Genomic DNA, 16,738 nt, shown 5'->3' on the forward strand with positions numbered 1-16,738 from the left:
AAGGCCCGGACCCCGCAATGCGGGACCCGGGCCTTCTTTCAGCACGGTGCGGATCAGGCCTCGGGGGCCTTGGCCACGGCCTTCTTGCGGGTGCGCTTCGGCTTGGCCTCAGCGGTCTCGGCGGTCTCCGTGGTGGCCTCGGCCGGGGCGGCGGCGACGGCCTTCTTGCGGGTGCGCTTCGGCTTGGCCTCGGCGGTGTCCACAGTGGCTTCGGCGGCGGTGTCGACCGGGGCGGCGGCGGCCTTCTTGCGCGTGCGCTTCGGCTTGGCCTCAGCGGTCGCGGCGGTCTCCGTGGTGGCCTCGGCCGGGGCGGCGGCCACGGCCTTCTTGCGGGAGCGCTTCGGCTTGGCCTCGGCGGTGTCCACAGCGGCTTCGGCGGCGGTGTCGACCGGGGCGGCGGCGGCCTTCTTGCGCGTGCGCTTCGGCTTGGCCTCAGCGGTCTCGGCGGCTTCCGTGGTGGCCTCGGCCGGGGCGGCGGCGACGGCCTTCTTGCGGGTGCGAGCCGGCTTCGCCTCGACGGCCTCCGCCGTGTCGACAGCGGCCTCCGCCTTCTTGCGCGTACGACGCGGCTTCACCGGGGCTTCCGCCTCGACGCTCTCCACGGCCGGTGCCACGGCCTCGACCACCTCGGTGGCGGCCTCGGCCTTCTTGCGTGTACGGCGGCGCGGCTTGGCGGGGGCCTCGGCTTCGGCCTCGACGCTTTCCGCGACCGGGGTGACCGGTGCGACGGACTCAGCCGCCTCGACAGCGGCCTCGGCCTTCTTGCGCGTACGGCGACGCGGAGCGGCCGGAGCCTCGGTCTCGACGGCGGTCGGCTCGGCGACCGGCGCGAGGACGGCCTCCACCGACTCGACGGCGGACTCGGCGGCGGGAGCGGCCTGCGGAGCCTGAGCGGCGCCCCGCGTACGGCGCCGACGACGCGGTGTACGCGGCTCGGAGGCATCGTCCACCACGGGCGTCACCGGAGCGTCGGCAGCCGGGGCGGCGACGGTCGCCTCCGCGGCGACCGGCTCACCGTTCCGCGTGCGGCGACGGCGGCGCGGCGTCCGCGCGGCACGCTCCTGCTCCCGCTCGCGCTCACGGTCGTGACCGCGATCCCGGTCACGACCGCGGTCGCGATCCCGGTCCTGCGAGGGGCGGCCCCCGCGACCACGGGACGACGCACCCCGGCCGCCGGTCTCGCCCAGGTCCTCGATCTCCTCGGCACCGAGCCCGGCGCGCGTGCGCTCCGAGCGCGGCAGCACACCCTTGGTACCGGCCGGGATGTTGAGCTGCTCGTACAGGTGCGGCGAGGAGGAGTACGTCTCGACCGGGTCGTTGAAGTTCAGGTCGAGCGCCTTGTTGATCAACTGCCAGCGCGGGATGTCGTCCCAGTCGACCAGCGTGATCGCGATGCCCTTCTTGCCCGCGCGGCCGGTCCGGCCGATGCGGTGGAGGTACGTCTTCTCGTCCTCGGGCGTCTGGTAGTTGATGACGTGCGTGACACCTTCGACGTCGATACCGCGCGCGGCGACGTCGGTGCACACGAGCACGTCCACCTTGCCGTTGCGGAACGCGCGCAGCGCCTGCTCGCGCGCGCCCTGCCCGAGGTCACCGTGGACGGCGCCGGAGGCGAAACCGCGCTTCTGGAGCTGCTCGGCGATGTCGGCGGCGGTCCGCTTCGTCCGGCAGAAGATCATCGCGAGTCCGCGGCCGTCGGCCTGGAGGATGCGCGAGACCATCTCGGGCTTGTCCATGTTGTGCGCGCGGAAGACGTGCTGCGTGGTGTTGCGCACGGTCCTGCCCTCGTCGTCCGGCGAGGTGGCGCTGATGTGCGTGGGCTGCGACATGTAGCGGCGGGCGAGGCCGATGACGGCGCCCGGCATGGTCGCCGAGAACAGCATCGTCTGACGCTTCGCCGGAAGCAGGTTGATGATCTTCTCGACGTCGGGCAGGAAGCCCAGGTCGAGCATCTCGTCGGCCTCGTCGAGGACGAGCGCCTTCACGTGCGAGAGGTCGAGCTTCTTCTGCCCGGCGAGGTCGAGGAGGCGGCCGGGGGTGCCGACGATCACGTCGACGCCCTTCTTCAGGGCCTCGACCTGGGGCTCGTAGGCGCGACCGCCGTATATGGCGAGGACGCGCACATTGCGCACCTTGCCGGCGGTCAGCAGGTCATTGGTCACCTGCGTGCACAGCTCGCGCGTGGGGACGACGACGAGCGCCTGCGGGGCGTCGGTCAGTTGCTCGGGCGTGGCCCGGCCCGCCTCGACGTCCGCGGGGACCGTGACGCGCTCCAGGATCGGCAGTCCGAAACCGAGGGTCTTGCCCGTGCCGGTCTTGGCCTGGCCGATGACGTCCGAGCCCGAGAGGGCGACGGGGAGGGTCATCTCCTGGATGGGGAAGGCGGTGACGATGCCGACGGCCTCAAGGGCTTCGGCGGTCTCGGGCAGGATGCCGAGTTGACGGAAAGTGGAAGTCTGCGTAGTCAGGGTGCTGCCTCTTCTGTGAGGTGCGGTGCGAGGCGAACGCGGGGGTCGTGACCGTGCCGGTGTTACGCCGGTCTCGATCCGCGGGTGCGGGTGGACCGGGTGACGCGGGACCACTGCCGACGCTCGAGCGCTCGTACCGCTGAGGGCCCCTCCTCGTGCCGTACGTCGTGTGACGGACCGGCTGGAGGGCTGTCGGGTCGGAGCCGATCGGGCCTCCGACCGGGCATCCTCATTCGTGCGGCCCGTCGCAAGTACGCGCAAGCGCCACGTACAGGGCTTGCACTCGGCGGGCTCTTTACCACCATACCCCGGAAACCCGCATATGCGATGGCCGAATTGGTCACGTAGTCGTGGTCACACTCCTTGACCAGGGAGTTCCGGGTGGCGGTGAGCGGGCTATTGTGCGCTCCATGGAGACGCCTGACAACGCCACGCCGTCCACCGAAGCAACCACCGGCCTCACCGGTATCGCTGCCCAGGACTGGGCCACCGCCTCCGCGGACGAGAACTATCGCGCCGCCGTCGTCGACCTGCTCGGCGCTCTCGCGTACGGGGAGCTGGCGGCGTTCGAGCGGCTCGCCGAGGACGCGAAGCTGGCGCCGACGCTGGGCGACAAGGCGGAGCTGGCCAAGATGGCGTCCGCCGAGTTCCACCATTTCGAGCAGTTGCGTGGCCGCCTCGCGGAGATCGGCGTCGACCCGACGGAGGCGATGGACCCGTTCGTCGGCGCCCTCGACGGCTTCCACAAGCAGACCGCCCCGTCGGACTGGCTCGAAGGCCTCGTCAAGGCCTACGTCGGTGACTCGATCGCCAGTGACTTCTACCGGGAGGTCGCGGCCCGCCTCGACTCCGACACCCGCTCCCTGGTGCTCGCCGTGCTCGACGACACGGGGCACGCCTCGTTCGCCGTGGAGAAGGTGCGGGCGGCGATCGACGCGGACCCGCGCGTGGGCGGGCGGCTCGCCCTGTGGGCGCGACGGCTGATGGGCGAGGCCCTGTCGCAGTCGCAGCGGGTGGTCGCGGACCGCGACGCCCTGTCCACGATGCTGGTCGGAGGCGTGGCCGACGGCTTCGACCTGGCCGAGGTCGGCAAGATGTTCTCGCGGATCACCGAGGCCCACACCAAGCGGATGGCCGCGCTCGGGCTCGCCGCCTAGGCGTTCGGGCTGAGGCGGTGCGTTCTGTGCCCGGCGGGCCGGAGCAGCAGCGACAGCAGGGCCACGGACATGACGAGCGCGCCGCCCAGCGTGGCGAGCGCATGACCTGGGCCCAGCGCGCTGTGGGTGACGAACGCCCCGAACAGAGCACCCGCGACTCCGGTCGGCAGCACGAGGGTGCGCGACGGAAGACGGTGCGGCATACGCACGCCTGCGGCCCATGCGAGGGCCAGGCCGAGCAGTGCGGAGCCGAGAGATTCAAGAAGCATGGTGAGGGTCCCTCCCGCGCGGCCAGTTGGTGCAAATCGGTCTTACCCGGTCTACCCCTGACCCCCGGAAGGCAACCCTCCTCGTGTGCATTCCCTGTGCTCGCCCTGTGAATGCCGGAAGGGCCTGACGGCGTAGTGCCGTCAGGCCCTTCCGGTTTTTCGTGTCCGTCTCGCACCGGCGTCAGCCAGTACTCATGGGGGCGGCTACAGAGGGCCGAAGCCCACCCTGCGCACCGCCGGCTCGCCGATCTCCACATAGGCGAGGCGCTCCGCCGGTACGAGCACCTTGCGGCCCTTCTCGTCCGTCAGGGAGAGCAACTGCGCCTTGCCGGACAACGCCTCGGACACCGCGCTCTCGACCTCCTCGGCGGACTGGCCGCTCTCCAGAACGATCTCGCGGGGCGTGTGCAGCACGCCGATCTTGACCTCCACGGCCTTGTCCCTCCGACGATCCGTGATGTGCGCGGACGACCGCGCGCCGTACCCAGCAAACATTAGCCCGGTGAGGTGGGGCGCCTGGTGCCCTGGTTGCACGCCAAGAGCGAACAGCCGGACGGGAACAAAACGCGGCGCCCGCCTCAGGGGCCCTCAGTGCTGGTCCGCGCCGTGCAGGGGGAACCCGGCGATGCCCCGCCAGGCCAGCGACGTCAACAACTGGACGGCCTTGTCACGCTCGACCGGGCTCTCGCTGGACAGCCAGTAGCGCGCGACCACCTGCGACACCCCGCCCAGGCCCACGGCCAGCAGCATCGACTCGTCCTTCGACAGACCCGTGTCCTCGGCGATCACGTCCGAGATGGCCTCGGCGCACTGGAGGCTGACCCGGTCGACGCGCTCGCGCACCGCGGGCTCGTTCGTCAGGTCCGACTCGAAGACCAGCCGGAACGCGCCGCCGTCGTCCTGCACGTACGCGAAGTAGGCGTCCATGGTCGCCGCGACGCGCTGCTTGTTGTCCGTCGTGGAGGCGAGGGCGGTGCGGACCGACTGGAGCAGGGACTCGCAGTGCTGGTCGAGCAGGGCCAGGTAGAGGTCGAGCTTGCCCGGGAAGTGCTGGTAGAGCACGGGCTTGCTGACACCGGCCCGTTCGGCGATGTCGTCCATCGCGGCCGCGTGGTACCCCTGCGCCACAAAAACTTCCTGGGCCGCGCCCAGAAGCTGGTTGCGTCGGGCTCGGCGCGGCAGGCGCGTGCCCTTGGGGCGCGCTGCCTCCGTCTGCTCGATGGCTGTCACGCCGCCTCCCAAAATCGTCCGTGCGCGGTGTGCGCCGCGCCGTCATCGTACTTTTGGGTAACCATGATGTGCGCGGTGCGAGCGCAGAATTTCACGGACCGGACGCCTGCGGAAGCCGCACGTTGCGCCCCTACGCGCGCAAAGCGGCGCATACTGTCGCGCCCCTCACGAAACGCGCCGCCGCCGTCACCGGTAGTCGTCCTCGTCGAGTTCGACGACTCGCGCCTGTTCCGCCCGGTCTGCCGCGTCGGCGCCGTCCGGGTCGGCCACCTCCTGCGGTGCGTCGTCCTGGCTGGGGGAGACCTCCGTGAGCTGCTCGGCGGCGTCCGCCTCCGGGGCCTCCACGTCGATCTCCGGGGTCTCGTTCGCCTCGAAGGTCTCGGGATCGCTGGGGTCGACCGTCATCAATGGCTCCCTTCCTCACTGTTTCCTGTGTGGGGCGGGTGCCCTGAATCGAGCGTAGGAGACACCCGATCAGGGCGCTATGCGATCTCGTGGCGCTCTGTTCTGCTCGCCGACGAGGCTTTGGGTAGAACTATGAGCTGTCTGTGATGCCGAACACATGAATCACTGCGTGATCGTCTCGTAACATAAGCCGCATGTCTTCGACCGATTCGCCGCGCGTGCCTCCCGCCATAGCCGCAGCGGTGCCCAAGCCTGGCACCGTCAAGGTCGCGGAGGGGGAGCGGCTCCGCTCGGTCGGACTCCCCGGGCTCACCCTGTCGGTCCGCTCCCGGCCGGGAACGCGGGAGGGACTGCCGCCCGCGCTCTACGTCCACGGACTCGGCGGCTCCTCGCAGAACTGGTCGGCGCTGATGCCCCTGCTCGAGGACAGTGTGGACGGCGAGGCCGTCGACCTGCCCGGCTTCGGCGACTCGCCACCACCGGACGACGGCGACTACTCGGTGACCGGGCACGCGCGCGCGGTGATCCGTTTTCTCGACGCGCGCGGTCGCGGCCCCGTGCACCTCTTCGGGAACTCGCTGGGCGGTGCCGTCTCCACGCGCGTGGCCGCCGTCCGTCCCGACCTCGTACGGACGTTGACGCTGGTGTCACCTGCCCTGCCCGAGCTCCGGGTGCAGCGCAGCGCGCTGCCGACCGGGCTGCTCGCCGTGCCCGGCGTCGCCGCGCTCTTCACGCGTCTGACGAAGGAGTGGACGGCGGAGCAGCGGGTGCGCGGCGTCACGGCGCTCTGCTACGGCGACCCGGGCCGGGTCACGCCCGAGGGCTTCCGCGCCGCCGTGGAGGAGATGGAGCGCAGGCTCGCACTCCCTTACTTCTGGGACGCGATGGCCCGCTCCGCGCGCGGGGTGGTGAACGCCTACACGCTCGGCGGTCAACACGGGCTGTGGCGCCAAGCCGAACGGGTGCTCGCGCCGACGCTGCTCGTCTACGGCGGACGCGACCTTCTGGTCTCCTACCGGATGGCGGCGCGCGCGGCGCGCACGTTCCGGGACTCGCGCCTCCTCACGCTTCCGGACGCGGGGCACGTCGCGATGATGGAGTATCCGGAGAGGGTCGCCGCGGCGTTCCGGGAACTTGTCGCCGACATCGAGGCGTTGAACGGGCAGCGCGATCCCCGGGGACCGGCGGCGAACGCCGAGAGCGCCCCTGAGAGCATGGACGCGGCCGGTACCGGAACCACCGCTACCGGTACATTTTCCGGGCGCGCCACCGACCGCGCCACACAACGCACGACCGGAAGCATTACTGAGCAGGGGAGCTGAGGCGGCCAGTGGGACGGCACAGCCGCCGAGGACCGGCAGGCAACGGCGACACCGCCGACATTCCGCAAGTATCCGCCCCGCCCCGGTCGCCCGCCCTGCCCCATCAGGTGCAGCCGGGCACGGGACGTCGGCGCAGGACGACCGACGAGGTGTCCGCCGCCGCGCACAGGCCCGCGGGCCCCGGGGCGCCGCGCGTCCGTGGCGGCCACCCCGAGCAGCGGGAATCCGGCGGCGGCTGGGGCTCCCCGGGTGAGCGCGAGAGCGCCGGACGCGGGTTCACGGCGCCGGCCGTGCCGCCGCTGGTGCCGAGACCCCGGCAGGAGTACGTCGATGCCTTCGACGCGAACTCCGCCGAGCGGACCGATCGGGCCGACAGGCCCGGCCAGATGGACAAGGGCAGGGGCGCCGCCCACGAGGACGCTCGCGCCGAGGAGCGCGCCCCCCGTGATCCGTACGCGTCCGTGACGCACTGGGTCGAGGAGGAGCGCGAGGCCGCATCCGCTTCCGCGCGCGTCCCCGCAGCCGCGCCGTCGGCCGAGGACGCGCTGCCGGAGGACGGGCGGGACAAGCGTGGCAAGGGGCTCACCTACACCGGCATCGCCGCCGCGGCCGTCACCACCGTGCTCGCCGTGATCGTCGCCGGACAGGTCACCGGCCGGGACGGCACTTCCGCCGGGGACGCGCGGGCGCAGGCCGCCGACGGGCCCCGCGTCCGCGACGGTTCGGCCTCGCGCTCGGACGACCGGGCCACCCCGTCGAGGACGGCGCAGGCGGCTCCGGCGACGTACGCGCAGAAGATGAGCAAGAAGTACCCGCTGGCCGCGAACCTGAAGGGGTCGGGGGACTTCTCCACGATCCCCGGGTTCGACAGGGCGCCGGGGCACGGCGAGAAGTTGCGCTACCGCGTCGACGTGGAGAAGGGCCTCGGGCTCGACGGCGCACTGTTCGCGGAGGCGGTCCAGAAAACGCTGAACGACAACCGGAGTTGGGCCCACGACGGCGACCGCACCTTCGAGCGCGTCTCCAAGGGCTCGGTGAAGTTCGTGATCACGCTCGCCAGCCCCGGGACGACGGCCACCTGGTGCGCCAAGTCGGGCCTCGACACGACGCAGGACAACGTGTCGTGCGACTCCGCCGCCACCGACCGCGTGATGATCAACGCTTATCGGTGGGCCCAGGGTTCGAAGACGTACGACGACGTACTGCACGACCGGGCCATCCATCCGTACCGGCAGATGCTCATCAACCACGAGGTCGGCCACCGGCTCGGCCACAACCACGTGACGTGCTCGCGCAACGGCGCGTCGGCGCCCGTCATGCAGCAGCAGACCAAGTTCCTGAGCTTCGAGGGCATCACGTGCAAGCCCAACCCCTGGGTCTTTCCCAAAGGTTGACGTCGCGTAGCTGTCTGTAGCGGCTCGATCTCTTAGCGCGACTGAACGCCCCGCGCACGGGAAAGTTACGGCCGTTCACCCCTTTTGGTGGTGCGATGGACAACCGTCCGTCGCACCACCGGCATGTCCGCATACGTTCGTCCCGCTGCGAGCCGCTGAGTCAACGGCGGCTCCCCACACGGGAGAACGGGGGTGTACGCGTGCGCATCGGACTGTTGACAGAGGGCGGTTATCCGTATGTGAGCGGTGAGGCCAGACTCTGGTGCGACCGCCTTGTGCGCGGGCTCCCGCAGCACCAGTTCGATCTCTACGCCCTCAGTCGCACCCGCGAACAGGAAGAGGCGGGCCGGCTCGCGCTTCCCCCGCAGGTCGGCCAGGTACGCACCGCGCCGATCTGGGACGGCGGCGCGGCGGGCGAAGAAGGCGTGCGAGGCGCGCTGGGATGGCGGGCGCGGCGTCGCTTCGCAGCCCTGTACGAGGAACTGGCGACGGCGATCGCCCGCGGATCCGGTGGTTCCGGCGGCGTGATCGGTGAGGCGGACCGTTTCGCCACAGCGCTGTACGGGCTGGCCGAACTGGCGCGACACGAGGGCGCCTTGGGGGGCGCCCTCCGCTCCGAGGCGGCCGTGCGCATCCTTGAGCGCGCCTGTCGTGCGCCCGGCGCACAGCGCGCCGCCCGCGCGGCCCGGGTCCCCGACCTGCTCGCCGTCGCCGGACACATGGAGCGCATGCTGCGCCCCCTCTCCCTGGACTGGTACGAGGAGGCCTCCGTCGAGACCGACGGCGGGGACGGCTGCGGCGGCGGGCTCGGCTCCGTCGACCTGTGTCATGCGACATCGGGCGGGGCGGCGGCCCTGCCCGGCCTGATCGCCAAGCGGTTCTTCGGCGTCCCCCTGCTCGTCACCGAGTACGGGGTCCAGCTCAGGGCCCGTTACATCGCCGCGGGCGACGCCGACCAGAGCGTCCCCGTACGGGCCCTGCTCGCCGCCTTCCACGGCCTGCTCGCCGCCGAGGTCTACCACCAGGCGGCCGTGATCACCCCCGGCAACGCGCACGCCCGGCGCTGGCAGGAACGGTGCGGCGCCGACCGCGCCAAGCTCCGTACCGTCCACCCCGGGATGGAGTCGGCCAGGTTCGCGGAGGTAGGGGAGCGAGAGGAGCCGGGCGACCCGGACACCCTCCTCTGGGTCGGACGCGTCGACCCCTCCAAGGACCTCGTCTCGCTGCTGCACGCGTTCGCGGAGATCCGCCGCCAGGAACCGAGGGCCCGACTGCGGATCGTGGGCGCGATGCCGACCGGGCACACGGCGGGCTCGGCGGGGCAGGACGGTTCGGCGGAGCGCGAGGCCGAGGCCTACCTCGGCCACTGCAAGGCCCTGGCGGCGCACCTCTTCCCCGACGAGGCGCCGGGAATGCACGCCGTCGGTGAGAACCCGGTCTCCTTCGAGGAACTCGGCGGACCCGAAGCGCCCGACCTCGCCGACGCCTACGGCTCCGGCGCCGTGGTCGTCCTGTCCAGCGTCGTGGAGGGCTTCCCGATCAGCCTGGTCGAGGCCATGTTCTGCGGACGCGCCACCGTGTCCACCGATGTGGGCGCCGTCGTCGAGGTCATCGGCGGCACCGGTCTCGTCGTCCCGCCGCGCAACCCGCGAGCGCTCGCCGAGGCATGCGTGGCCCTGCTGCGCGACTCCGCACGCCGGGAACGGCTCGGTGCGGCGGCCCGCGCGCGAGCCCTGGAGCTTTTCACCGTCGAGCAGAACGTCGCGGCATTTCACAGCATTTACCTGGAGATCGTCTCGCACTGCCCGGTGCGCCGCGACGCCATGGACGGTTCCGGCGAGCCCCGGCCGTTCGCCCACCCGCCCGAGGCCCATGTGCCGGGGCGGTGGACCGCCGCGACCACCGGCGCCGTCGGCGGATCGTGGCTCGCGGGCCGGACCTCCGGGGCGGGAGCGCCTAGCTGGGCGTTCACCACCGCCACCGGCACGGGCGCCGCCGGTGACACGGGCAGGGAGCGGGAGCAGTTGGCCGGAGCGGCACCGGGCGGCGGGGAGGGCACGGCATGAACGGACGAGAGACGCCAGGACCGGGCCCCGGCAACGGCACGGACACGCCGCGCGTACCCGCGAGCGCTGCGGCCTGGGGCACGGAGTCCGCCCAGGCGCTGGAGACCCTGACAAGCCCCACAGGCACCGAACTCGTAGACGTCGAAGCCGAGTTGCTGCGCGCCCCGGGCGCCTGGAAGGACAACTCCGCGACCGCTGCCGGGACCGGCACGGATCGACGCCTTCCCGGCTCCCGGACACCCCAGTCCACCCGGACACCACCGCGCCGCTCGGGTGTCGATCCCGTCAAAGCCCTCATGCACCGGCATCGCGAACTGTGCGAGCGCGCCGTGGACCCCCTGGAGATCGCCGCCGGGCTCGAAGCCCACGGGCTGACCGACCGGGCCGCCGCCCGCTTCCGCCACAAGGACGTGTTCTCGCTCGCCGAGGAGATGTACGCCCGCGTGCCACGCGACGGCGACCACGGCCGCAGCCACTACGGCCCTACCGACTGCGGTCACGCGGAACACGGCATCGGCATCGGCACCGGCGAACTCGGCCGCGGCGAACACGCGGACCGGCACCCCTCCGTCCCCGCCACCCCCGGTATCGCCCCCTGTCTCCCTCCCCTCGCCACCGGCCCGCGCCGCGCCTGGGCCGTGCTCGCACTGCTGCCGGGAGCCGTCTGCGCACTGGCCCTGGCCGCCGCGCACGTCACCTCGGGCACCGCACGGCTGACCGTCGGCGCCTGCGGCGGGCTGGCCGTCGCCGTCGCCCTGCGGACGACCCTGCGGCGCGGACCCTTGCACACCGGGGACGGCCCGGCCGCCCGCTCCACCCTCCTCTGGGTCTGCTGGCTGCTCGCCTACGCCCTGTTCGGCGACGGTCTGCTGAACGCCGCGCTGGCCGGAGGCCCCGACGAGGCATGGACCCCGGCGACCGCACCCCTCCTCGCGCTCGCCGTCGCCGTGGCACCCGCGATCTGGTGCGCGGGGCTCTACACCTCCGGCGCCCGCCGTCGACTCGCCACCAGTCGCGGGCTCGCCGAGTTCGCCGCCTCCGCGAGACCGCTGCTCCTCGGCGCCGTCACCCTGTTCACTCTCGCCCTCGCCACACTGCTCGGCCTGTCCGGAGCCCTGCTCGACCGGAGCGCGGACTACGCCGGAGCCGGAACCCTCGGCGTTCTGCTGCTGCTCGCCCGCCTCCTCACCGCACACGGACGCACCCACGCCCCCGCCCTGGTGCTCGGCGCCGCCACCGGCATCGAGACGCTGGCCGTCGCCACCGTCTTCGCCGCACGGCTGCCCGGCTGCGGTGTCCTGGACACGCCCGTCGAGGCGGCCGTCGATGCCCTGGGCGCGGGCGTCGTACCCGGTGTCGCCTGCGGCGCGGGGGCCCTCACGCTGCTCGTCCACGCCACCCGCACGCTGACCCGGGCCTCCGCCCACGCCGGTGGCGACAGCGCGCCGCGGGGTGCGCCGTAACCACCGCGGAGCCCCTCGCGCAGCCACCCGAGCGTGCCGCGCCCACCACCGCACCACCCGCCACACCTCCTCCCGCGGGGCCGACACCGCGGGCCCACCCGACGAACGCACGGCACCATTCATAAGGAGAACGCCAGATGACCACCCCTCCCCCCGGAGGCGCCGGATACGCCGGATACTCCGGACCTCACGGGCAGCGCGAGACCCACGGTCCGCGCACACGACGCGCGGCGCGCGGAGCGCGAACCCCGGGAGGCGTCCGATGAGGGTGCTGCTGATCGGAGCCAACGGGTACCTCGGCCGCTTCGTCGCCGACCGACTCCTGGCAGATCCCGCCGTGCAGCTCACGGCGCTCGGCCGCGGCGACGACGCCGACGTCCGCTTCGACCTCGCCACCGGCAGCCCGGGCGCGCTCACCCGCTTTCTGGACGCCGTCCACCCCGGAGTGGTCATCAACTGCGCCGGTGCGATCCGCGGCGGCGCCCGCGACCTCACCCGGCACAACACCGTCGCCGTCGCCACCATCTGTGAGGCCCTGCGCCGCAGCGGCTGCGGTGCCCGCCTCGTACAGATCGGCTGCGGCGCCGAGTACGGCCCCTCGCAGCCCGGCTCGTCCACCGCGGAGGACGCGGTGCCCCGGCCCGGCGGCCCGTACGGCGTCAGCAAACTCGCCGCCACGGAACTGGTGCTGGGCTCCGGTCTCGACGCCGTCGTCCTGCGCGTCTTCTCGCCCGCGGGGCCCGCCACCCCCGCCGGGTCCCCGCTCGGCCGGCTCGCCGAAGCGATGCGCCGCGCGATGCAGGCCGGCGACGGTGAGCTGAAGCTCGGAGGCCTCGGCGCACAGCGCGACTTCATCGACGTACGCGATGTGGCGCGCGCCGTGCACGCCGCCTCGCTCTCCGCCGCCCAGGGCATCATCAACATCGGCTCGGGCCGCGCCGTGCGACTGCGTGACGCCGCCGCCGTACTCGCCCGGGTCGCCGGATTCGGTGGCGCCCTCCACGAACTCGACGCACCGCCCGTCGCACTCAGGCAATCCATCGGGCACCCCCGCTCCGAATCGGACCACGGGACGCAGGTGCCCACGGCCGCCGCGTACCCGTACCCCGACGGCTGCGGCAGTTGGCAGCAGGCCGATGTACGCACGGCCCGCGACCGGCTCGGTTGGCGTCCCCGCATCAACCTCGAAGAGTCCCTCGCCGACATCTGGATGGAGGCGGCATGCCGTATCTGACCCCCACCGCGACCGGCCTGTCGAGCACCGAGGTACGACTCGGCTTCGGCATCCCCGGCTTCGCGCACCCCCTCGTCGCGCCCGCCGAATGGGCCGAACTCACCCGCCCCGAAACCCCCTTGCACTGGGTCGTCCTGAACGTCGCCGACGGCCCGGGCGCCCGCCCCGACCCCCACTGCCTGGAGGCGGCAGGCCGCCTGCGCAACGCGGGCGTCCGAGTCCTCGGGCACCTCGACACGATCTACGGCGCCCGCTCCTTCGGGGAACTCGTCTCGGACGCCCACCGCTTCCTCGACTGGTACCAGGTCGACGGGTTCAGCCTCGACCGCTGCCCCACCGAGCGTGCCGCGCTTCCCGAGGTCCGCCGCACCGTCATGACGCTGCGCGCCCTCGTCGACGACGCCTACATCGTCCTCGGCCACGGCACCCACCCGTACCCCGGCTACGCCGAGACCGCCGACCAACTGGTCACGTTCTCCGGTCCCTGGAGCGACTACCGGTGGTCCCAGGTCGCGGAGTGGACCGCCGACTACCCGCCCGAGCGGTTCTGCCACTTCGTCCACGGCATGGCCCGTGGCCACCTGGAGGAGGCGCTGCGCATCGCGCGCTGGCAGGGCGCGGGCACGATCTACTTCACCGATCACACGGACCGCGGCGGCGCGACGGCCCCCTGGGAAGCGATGCCCGGCTACTGGGACGAGATCGTCTCGCGTATCGGACCGGGTGTCTCGGAATGAAGGGGGGCGTGGCAGTGTTGCAGACAGAACAACCGTACGTAGAAACCGACCAACGGAGTCCCCGTGTCGCTGCCACCCCTGGTCGAGCCAGCCGCTGAGCTCACCGTAGACGAGGTCCGCAGGTACTCCCGCCACCTGATCATCCCGGATGTCGGGATGGACGGGCAGAAGCGGCTGAAGAACGCCAAGGTGCTCTGTGTGGGCGCCGGTGGCCTCGGGTCGCCGGCCCTGATGTACCTGGCCGCGGCCGGGGTGGGCACGCTCGGCATCGTGGAGTTCGACGAGGTCGACGAGTCGAATCTGCAGCGTCAGATCATCCACAGCCAGGCCGACATCGGCCGGTCCAAGGCGGAGTCCGCGAAGGACTCGGTCCTCGGCATCAACCCGTACGTGAACGTGATCCTCCACGAAGAGCGGCTCGAAGCCGAGAACGTGATGGACATCTTCAGCCAGTACGACCTGATCGTCGACGGCACGGACAACTTCGCGACGCGTTACCTCGTCAACGACGCGTGCGTCCTGCTCAACAAGCCGTACGTGTGGGGTTCCATCTACCGCTTCGACGGCCAGGCCTCGGTCTTCTGGTCCGAGCACGGGCCCTGCTACCGCTGCCTCTACCCGGAGCCCCCGCCCCCCGGCATGGTCCCCTCCTGCGCCGAGGGCGGCGTCCTGGGCGTGCTGTGCGCGTCCATCGGCTCCATCCAGGTCACCGAGGCGATCAAGGTGCTGGCCGGTGTCGGCGACCCGCTGGTCGGCCGTCTCATGATCTACGACGCCCTCGAGATGCAGTACCGGCAGGTCAAGGTCCGCAAGGACCCCAACTGCGCGGTCTGCGGCGAGAACCCGACGGTCACCGAGCTCATCGACTACGAGGCCTTCTGCGGCGTCGTGTCCGAGGAGGCGCAGGAAGCGGCCGCCGGTGCGACGATCACTCCGAAGCAGCTCAAGGAGTGGATCGACGACGGCGAGAACATCGAGATCATCGACGTCCGCGAGCCGAACGAGTACGAGATCGTCTCCATCCCGGGCGCCAAGCTGATCCCCAAGAACGAGTTCCTCATGGGCACCGCCCTGGAGGGTCTGCCGCAGGACAAGAAGATCGTCTTGCATTGCAAGACGGGTGTCCGTAGTGCGGAAGTCCTCGCCGTGTTGAAGTCCGCGGGCTTCGCGGACGCCGTGCACGTCGGCGGCGGCGTCATCGGCTGGGTCAACCAGATCGAGCCCGACAAGCCGGTCTACTGAGCCGCCACTCGACCGAGTCGTTCCCGGACGGGCCTCGCGCATCGCGCGCGGGGCCCGTCCGGCGTGTCGGGGGCCCGCTTCGCGCCGGGGCCGTCCACGCTCAGGAGCACACCTTCCCGTCGCGCGGTATTCGCCCCTCCAGTAGATAGGCGTTCACCGTCGAGTCGACGCAGGCGCTGCCGGAGCCGTACGCCCCGTGCCCCTCGCCCTTCCAGGTCAACTCGACTCCGACACCTTCGCCCAGCTCGTCGGCCATGCGCCGCGCGCCTTCGTAAGGTGTCGCCGGGTCACCGGTGTTGCCGACGACGAGCACCGGCGCCGCGCCCGGCGCGCTCACATCCGGGTCGTCCCACTGCCCCGGTACGGGCCAGTCGTGACACCAGCCCGCGGTGTCCCATCCCATGTACGGCCCGAAGACGGGCGAGAGGGCACGGAAGTGCGCCAGCCGTGCCTTCGTCCGCGCTGTCGTCGGCCGCGTCTTGTCGTCGAGGCAGGAGATCGCGCGCTGCGAGTGGCTGGCGGTGCCGTAATGCCCGCGCGCGTCCCGGTCGTTGTAGGAGTCGGCGAGTGCCAGCAACGCCGTGCCGTCGCCCTTCTCCGCGTCCCGGAGGCCCCTCGTCAGGGCGGGCCAACTGTTCTTGCTGTACAGGGTGACCGCCATGGCCGTCGTCGCGAGCGATTCGTTCAGCTCGCGGTCGCCCGCTGTGGGCAGTGGCCGCTCGTCGAGTCGCTTCAGGAGCGCCACGATCTCGCGCGTACCCTCCTTCGGATCCTTGCCGCGGGACGTGAGGTAGTGGTCGAGGGCGCGCTGGAACCCCCGCGCCTGGTTCTCGGCCTGCCCGACGCGCCCGGCCGTCGGGTCGACCACCGCGTCCAGGACGAGCCTGCCGGCCTTCTTCGGGAACAAGTGGGCGTAGATGCCGCCGAGCTCGGTGCCGTAGGAGACGCCCATGTAGTGCAACTCGTCGTCCCCGAGGACTTGGCGCATCAGGTCCAGGTCGCGGGCCGCCTCGATGGTCGACACATGGCCGAGCAGTCGGCCCGCCTTCTTGCAACCCGCGCCGAAATCGGTGGCGTCTTTGAGGTAGGCGGTCTCCTCCGCCGCGGTGTCGGGCGTGAGGTCGACGGCTTCCGCGGCCTGCGTGTCCTTGTCGCCACGGCACCGCACGCCCTCGCTGGCCGAGACGCCCCGAGGGTCGAAGCCGACCAGGTCGTAGCGCTCGCGCAGCTTCGCGTACTGCGGGGCGAAGGCCGGCATCAGGTCGACGCCGGAGCCACCCGGGCCGCCGAAGTTGAAGAGCAGGGAGCCGATCCGGTCGTCCTCACTGCCGCGGGCTGCGGTACGGATGAGCGCGAGGCCGATGGTCGGTCCGTCGGGCTTCGCGTAGTCGAGCGGGGCCTTGAGCGTCGCGCACCGCCAGTCGGAACCGGGCGCGGGCGAGCCGGTGGTCGCCCGGCACCTGCCCCAGTCGAGATGCTGGGTCGTGAGCGAGGAGGGCGGAGGGGGTGGCGAGGCAGTGCGCGGCTCACTGGGTGCGGTGGGCCGGGAGGCGCTGCCCGACGGCGGATTCGGAGCGCCCCCGCCGTCCCCGCCGCCCTTGTCCGGGGCGGTGCAGCCGGTGGCCAGACCGGCGGTGAGGACGACGGCAGCCGCCAGCGTGAGTGTGCGGACCCCTGTTCCCGCACGTGTGCGTCCGCCTGCGCGGGCACGCGAAACCTTCGGTGCCATGGCACCTCCCCCCTCGACCGTC

14 protein-coding genes are annotated in these 16,738 nt (G+C 72.0%); 8 read left to right on the forward strand and 6 right to left on the reverse strand.

Annotated features, from left to right (window positions below):
* Window positions 1-53 precede the first annotated feature (53 nt).
* Window positions 54-2,366, reverse strand: coding sequence for a DEAD/DEAH box helicase (locus ACIRF8_RS22835; RefSeq protein ID WP_404217279.1), 2,313 nt, complete (start codon window positions 2,364-2,366; stop codon window positions 54-56).
* Window positions 2,367-2,878: 512 nt separating this feature from the next.
* Between ACIRF8_RS22835 and ACIRF8_RS22840 the strand changes: the two genes are divergently transcribed.
* Window positions 2,879-3,625: a ferritin-like fold-containing protein gene (locus ACIRF8_RS22840; protein ID WP_404217280.1), complete on the forward strand. Its 747-nt coding sequence runs from the start codon at window positions 2,879-2,881 to the stop codon at window positions 3,623-3,625.
* Here ACIRF8_RS22840 and ACIRF8_RS22845 read toward each other — a convergent pair.
* The 4 genes from ACIRF8_RS22845 to ACIRF8_RS22860 all read right to left on the reverse strand — a co-directional run bounded on the left by ACIRF8_RS22845 (window position 3,622) and on the right by ACIRF8_RS22860 (window position 5,529).
* Window positions 3,622-3,894 carry a hypothetical protein gene (locus ACIRF8_RS22845; protein ID WP_404217281.1) on the reverse strand — a complete coding sequence of 91 codons (273 nt, stop codon included), beginning with the start codon at window positions 3,892-3,894 and terminating at the stop codon, window positions 3,622-3,624. The genes ACIRF8_RS22840 and ACIRF8_RS22845 overlap by 4 nt on opposite strands.
* Before the next feature lie 204 nt (window positions 3,895-4,098).
* Window positions 4,099-4,326, reverse strand: a complete 228-nt coding sequence (locus ACIRF8_RS22850; RefSeq protein ID WP_404217282.1) for a DUF3107 domain-containing protein — start codon at window positions 4,324-4,326, stop codon at window positions 4,099-4,101.
* Between the two features lie 156 nt (window positions 4,327-4,482).
* Window positions 4,483-5,124 carry a TetR/AcrR family transcriptional regulator gene (locus ACIRF8_RS22855; RefSeq protein WP_404217283.1) on the reverse strand — a complete coding sequence of 214 codons (642 nt, stop codon included), beginning with the start codon at window positions 5,122-5,124 and terminating at the stop codon, window positions 4,483-4,485.
* A 186-nt stretch (window positions 5,125-5,310) separates the two neighbouring features.
* Window positions 5,311-5,529 carry a hypothetical protein gene (locus ACIRF8_RS22860; RefSeq protein WP_404217284.1) on the reverse strand — a complete coding sequence of 73 codons (219 nt, stop codon included), beginning with the start codon at window positions 5,527-5,529 and terminating at the stop codon, window positions 5,311-5,313.
* Between the two features lie 194 nt (window positions 5,530-5,723).
* On the opposite strand from ACIRF8_RS22860, the gene ACIRF8_RS22865 reads away from it, so the two are divergent.
* The 7 genes from ACIRF8_RS22865 (at window position 5,724) to moeZ (ending at window position 14,987) form a co-directional block, all read left to right on the forward strand.
* The gene (locus ACIRF8_RS22865; protein WP_404217285.1) at window positions 5,724-6,851 is read left to right on the forward strand and encodes an alpha/beta fold hydrolase; all 1,128 of its coding nucleotides are present in this window, start codon (window positions 5,724-5,726) and stop codon (window positions 6,849-6,851) included.
* A gap of 8 nt (window positions 6,852-6,859) precedes the next feature.
* A complete protein-coding gene (locus ACIRF8_RS22870) occupies window positions 6,860-8,245 on the forward strand; it encodes a DUF3152 domain-containing protein (RefSeq protein WP_404217286.1) in 1,386 nt (461 codons plus the stop codon).
* A 200-nt stretch (window positions 8,246-8,445) separates the two neighbouring features.
* On the forward strand, window positions 8,446-10,311 hold the full coding sequence (locus ACIRF8_RS22875; RefSeq protein ID WP_404217287.1) for a DUF3492 domain-containing protein: 1,866 nt from the start codon (window positions 8,446-8,448) through the stop codon (window positions 10,309-10,311).
* Window positions 10,308-11,774 carry a hypothetical protein gene (locus tag ACIRF8_RS22880; protein WP_404217288.1) on the forward strand — a complete coding sequence of 489 codons (1,467 nt, stop codon included), beginning with the start codon at window positions 10,308-10,310 and terminating at the stop codon, window positions 11,772-11,774. Before ACIRF8_RS22875 ends, ACIRF8_RS22880 begins: the two co-directional genes overlap by 4 nt.
* A gap of 262 nt (window positions 11,775-12,036) precedes the next feature.
* A complete protein-coding gene (locus tag ACIRF8_RS22885) occupies window positions 12,037-13,008 on the forward strand; it encodes an NAD-dependent epimerase/dehydratase family protein (protein WP_404217289.1) in 972 nt (323 codons plus the stop codon).
* Complete coding sequence (locus ACIRF8_RS22890) at window positions 12,996-13,745, forward strand: spherulation-specific family 4 protein (RefSeq protein ID WP_404217290.1); 750 nt, start codon at window positions 12,996-12,998, stop codon at window positions 13,743-13,745. Before ACIRF8_RS22885 ends, ACIRF8_RS22890 begins: the two co-directional genes overlap by 13 nt.
* Window positions 13,746-13,808: 63 nt before the next feature.
* Window positions 13,809-14,987 (forward strand): adenylyltransferase/sulfurtransferase MoeZ, encoded by a 1,179-nt coding sequence (gene moeZ, locus ACIRF8_RS22895; protein WP_404217291.1) that lies wholly within the window; start codon window positions 13,809-13,811, stop codon window positions 14,985-14,987.
* Between the two features lie 100 nt (window positions 14,988-15,087).
* Here moeZ and ACIRF8_RS22900 read toward each other — a convergent pair whose 3' ends face one another.
* Entirely contained in the window at window positions 15,088-16,716 is a 1,629-nt protein-coding gene (locus ACIRF8_RS22900) for an alpha/beta hydrolase (RefSeq protein WP_404217292.1), read from the reverse strand.
* Window positions 16,717-16,738 lie beyond the last annotated feature (22 nt).

This window comes from Streptomyces sp. NPDC102406, from assembly GCF_044765725.1.
Lineage (GTDB): Bacteria > Actinomycetota > Actinomycetes > Streptomycetales > Streptomycetaceae > Streptomyces.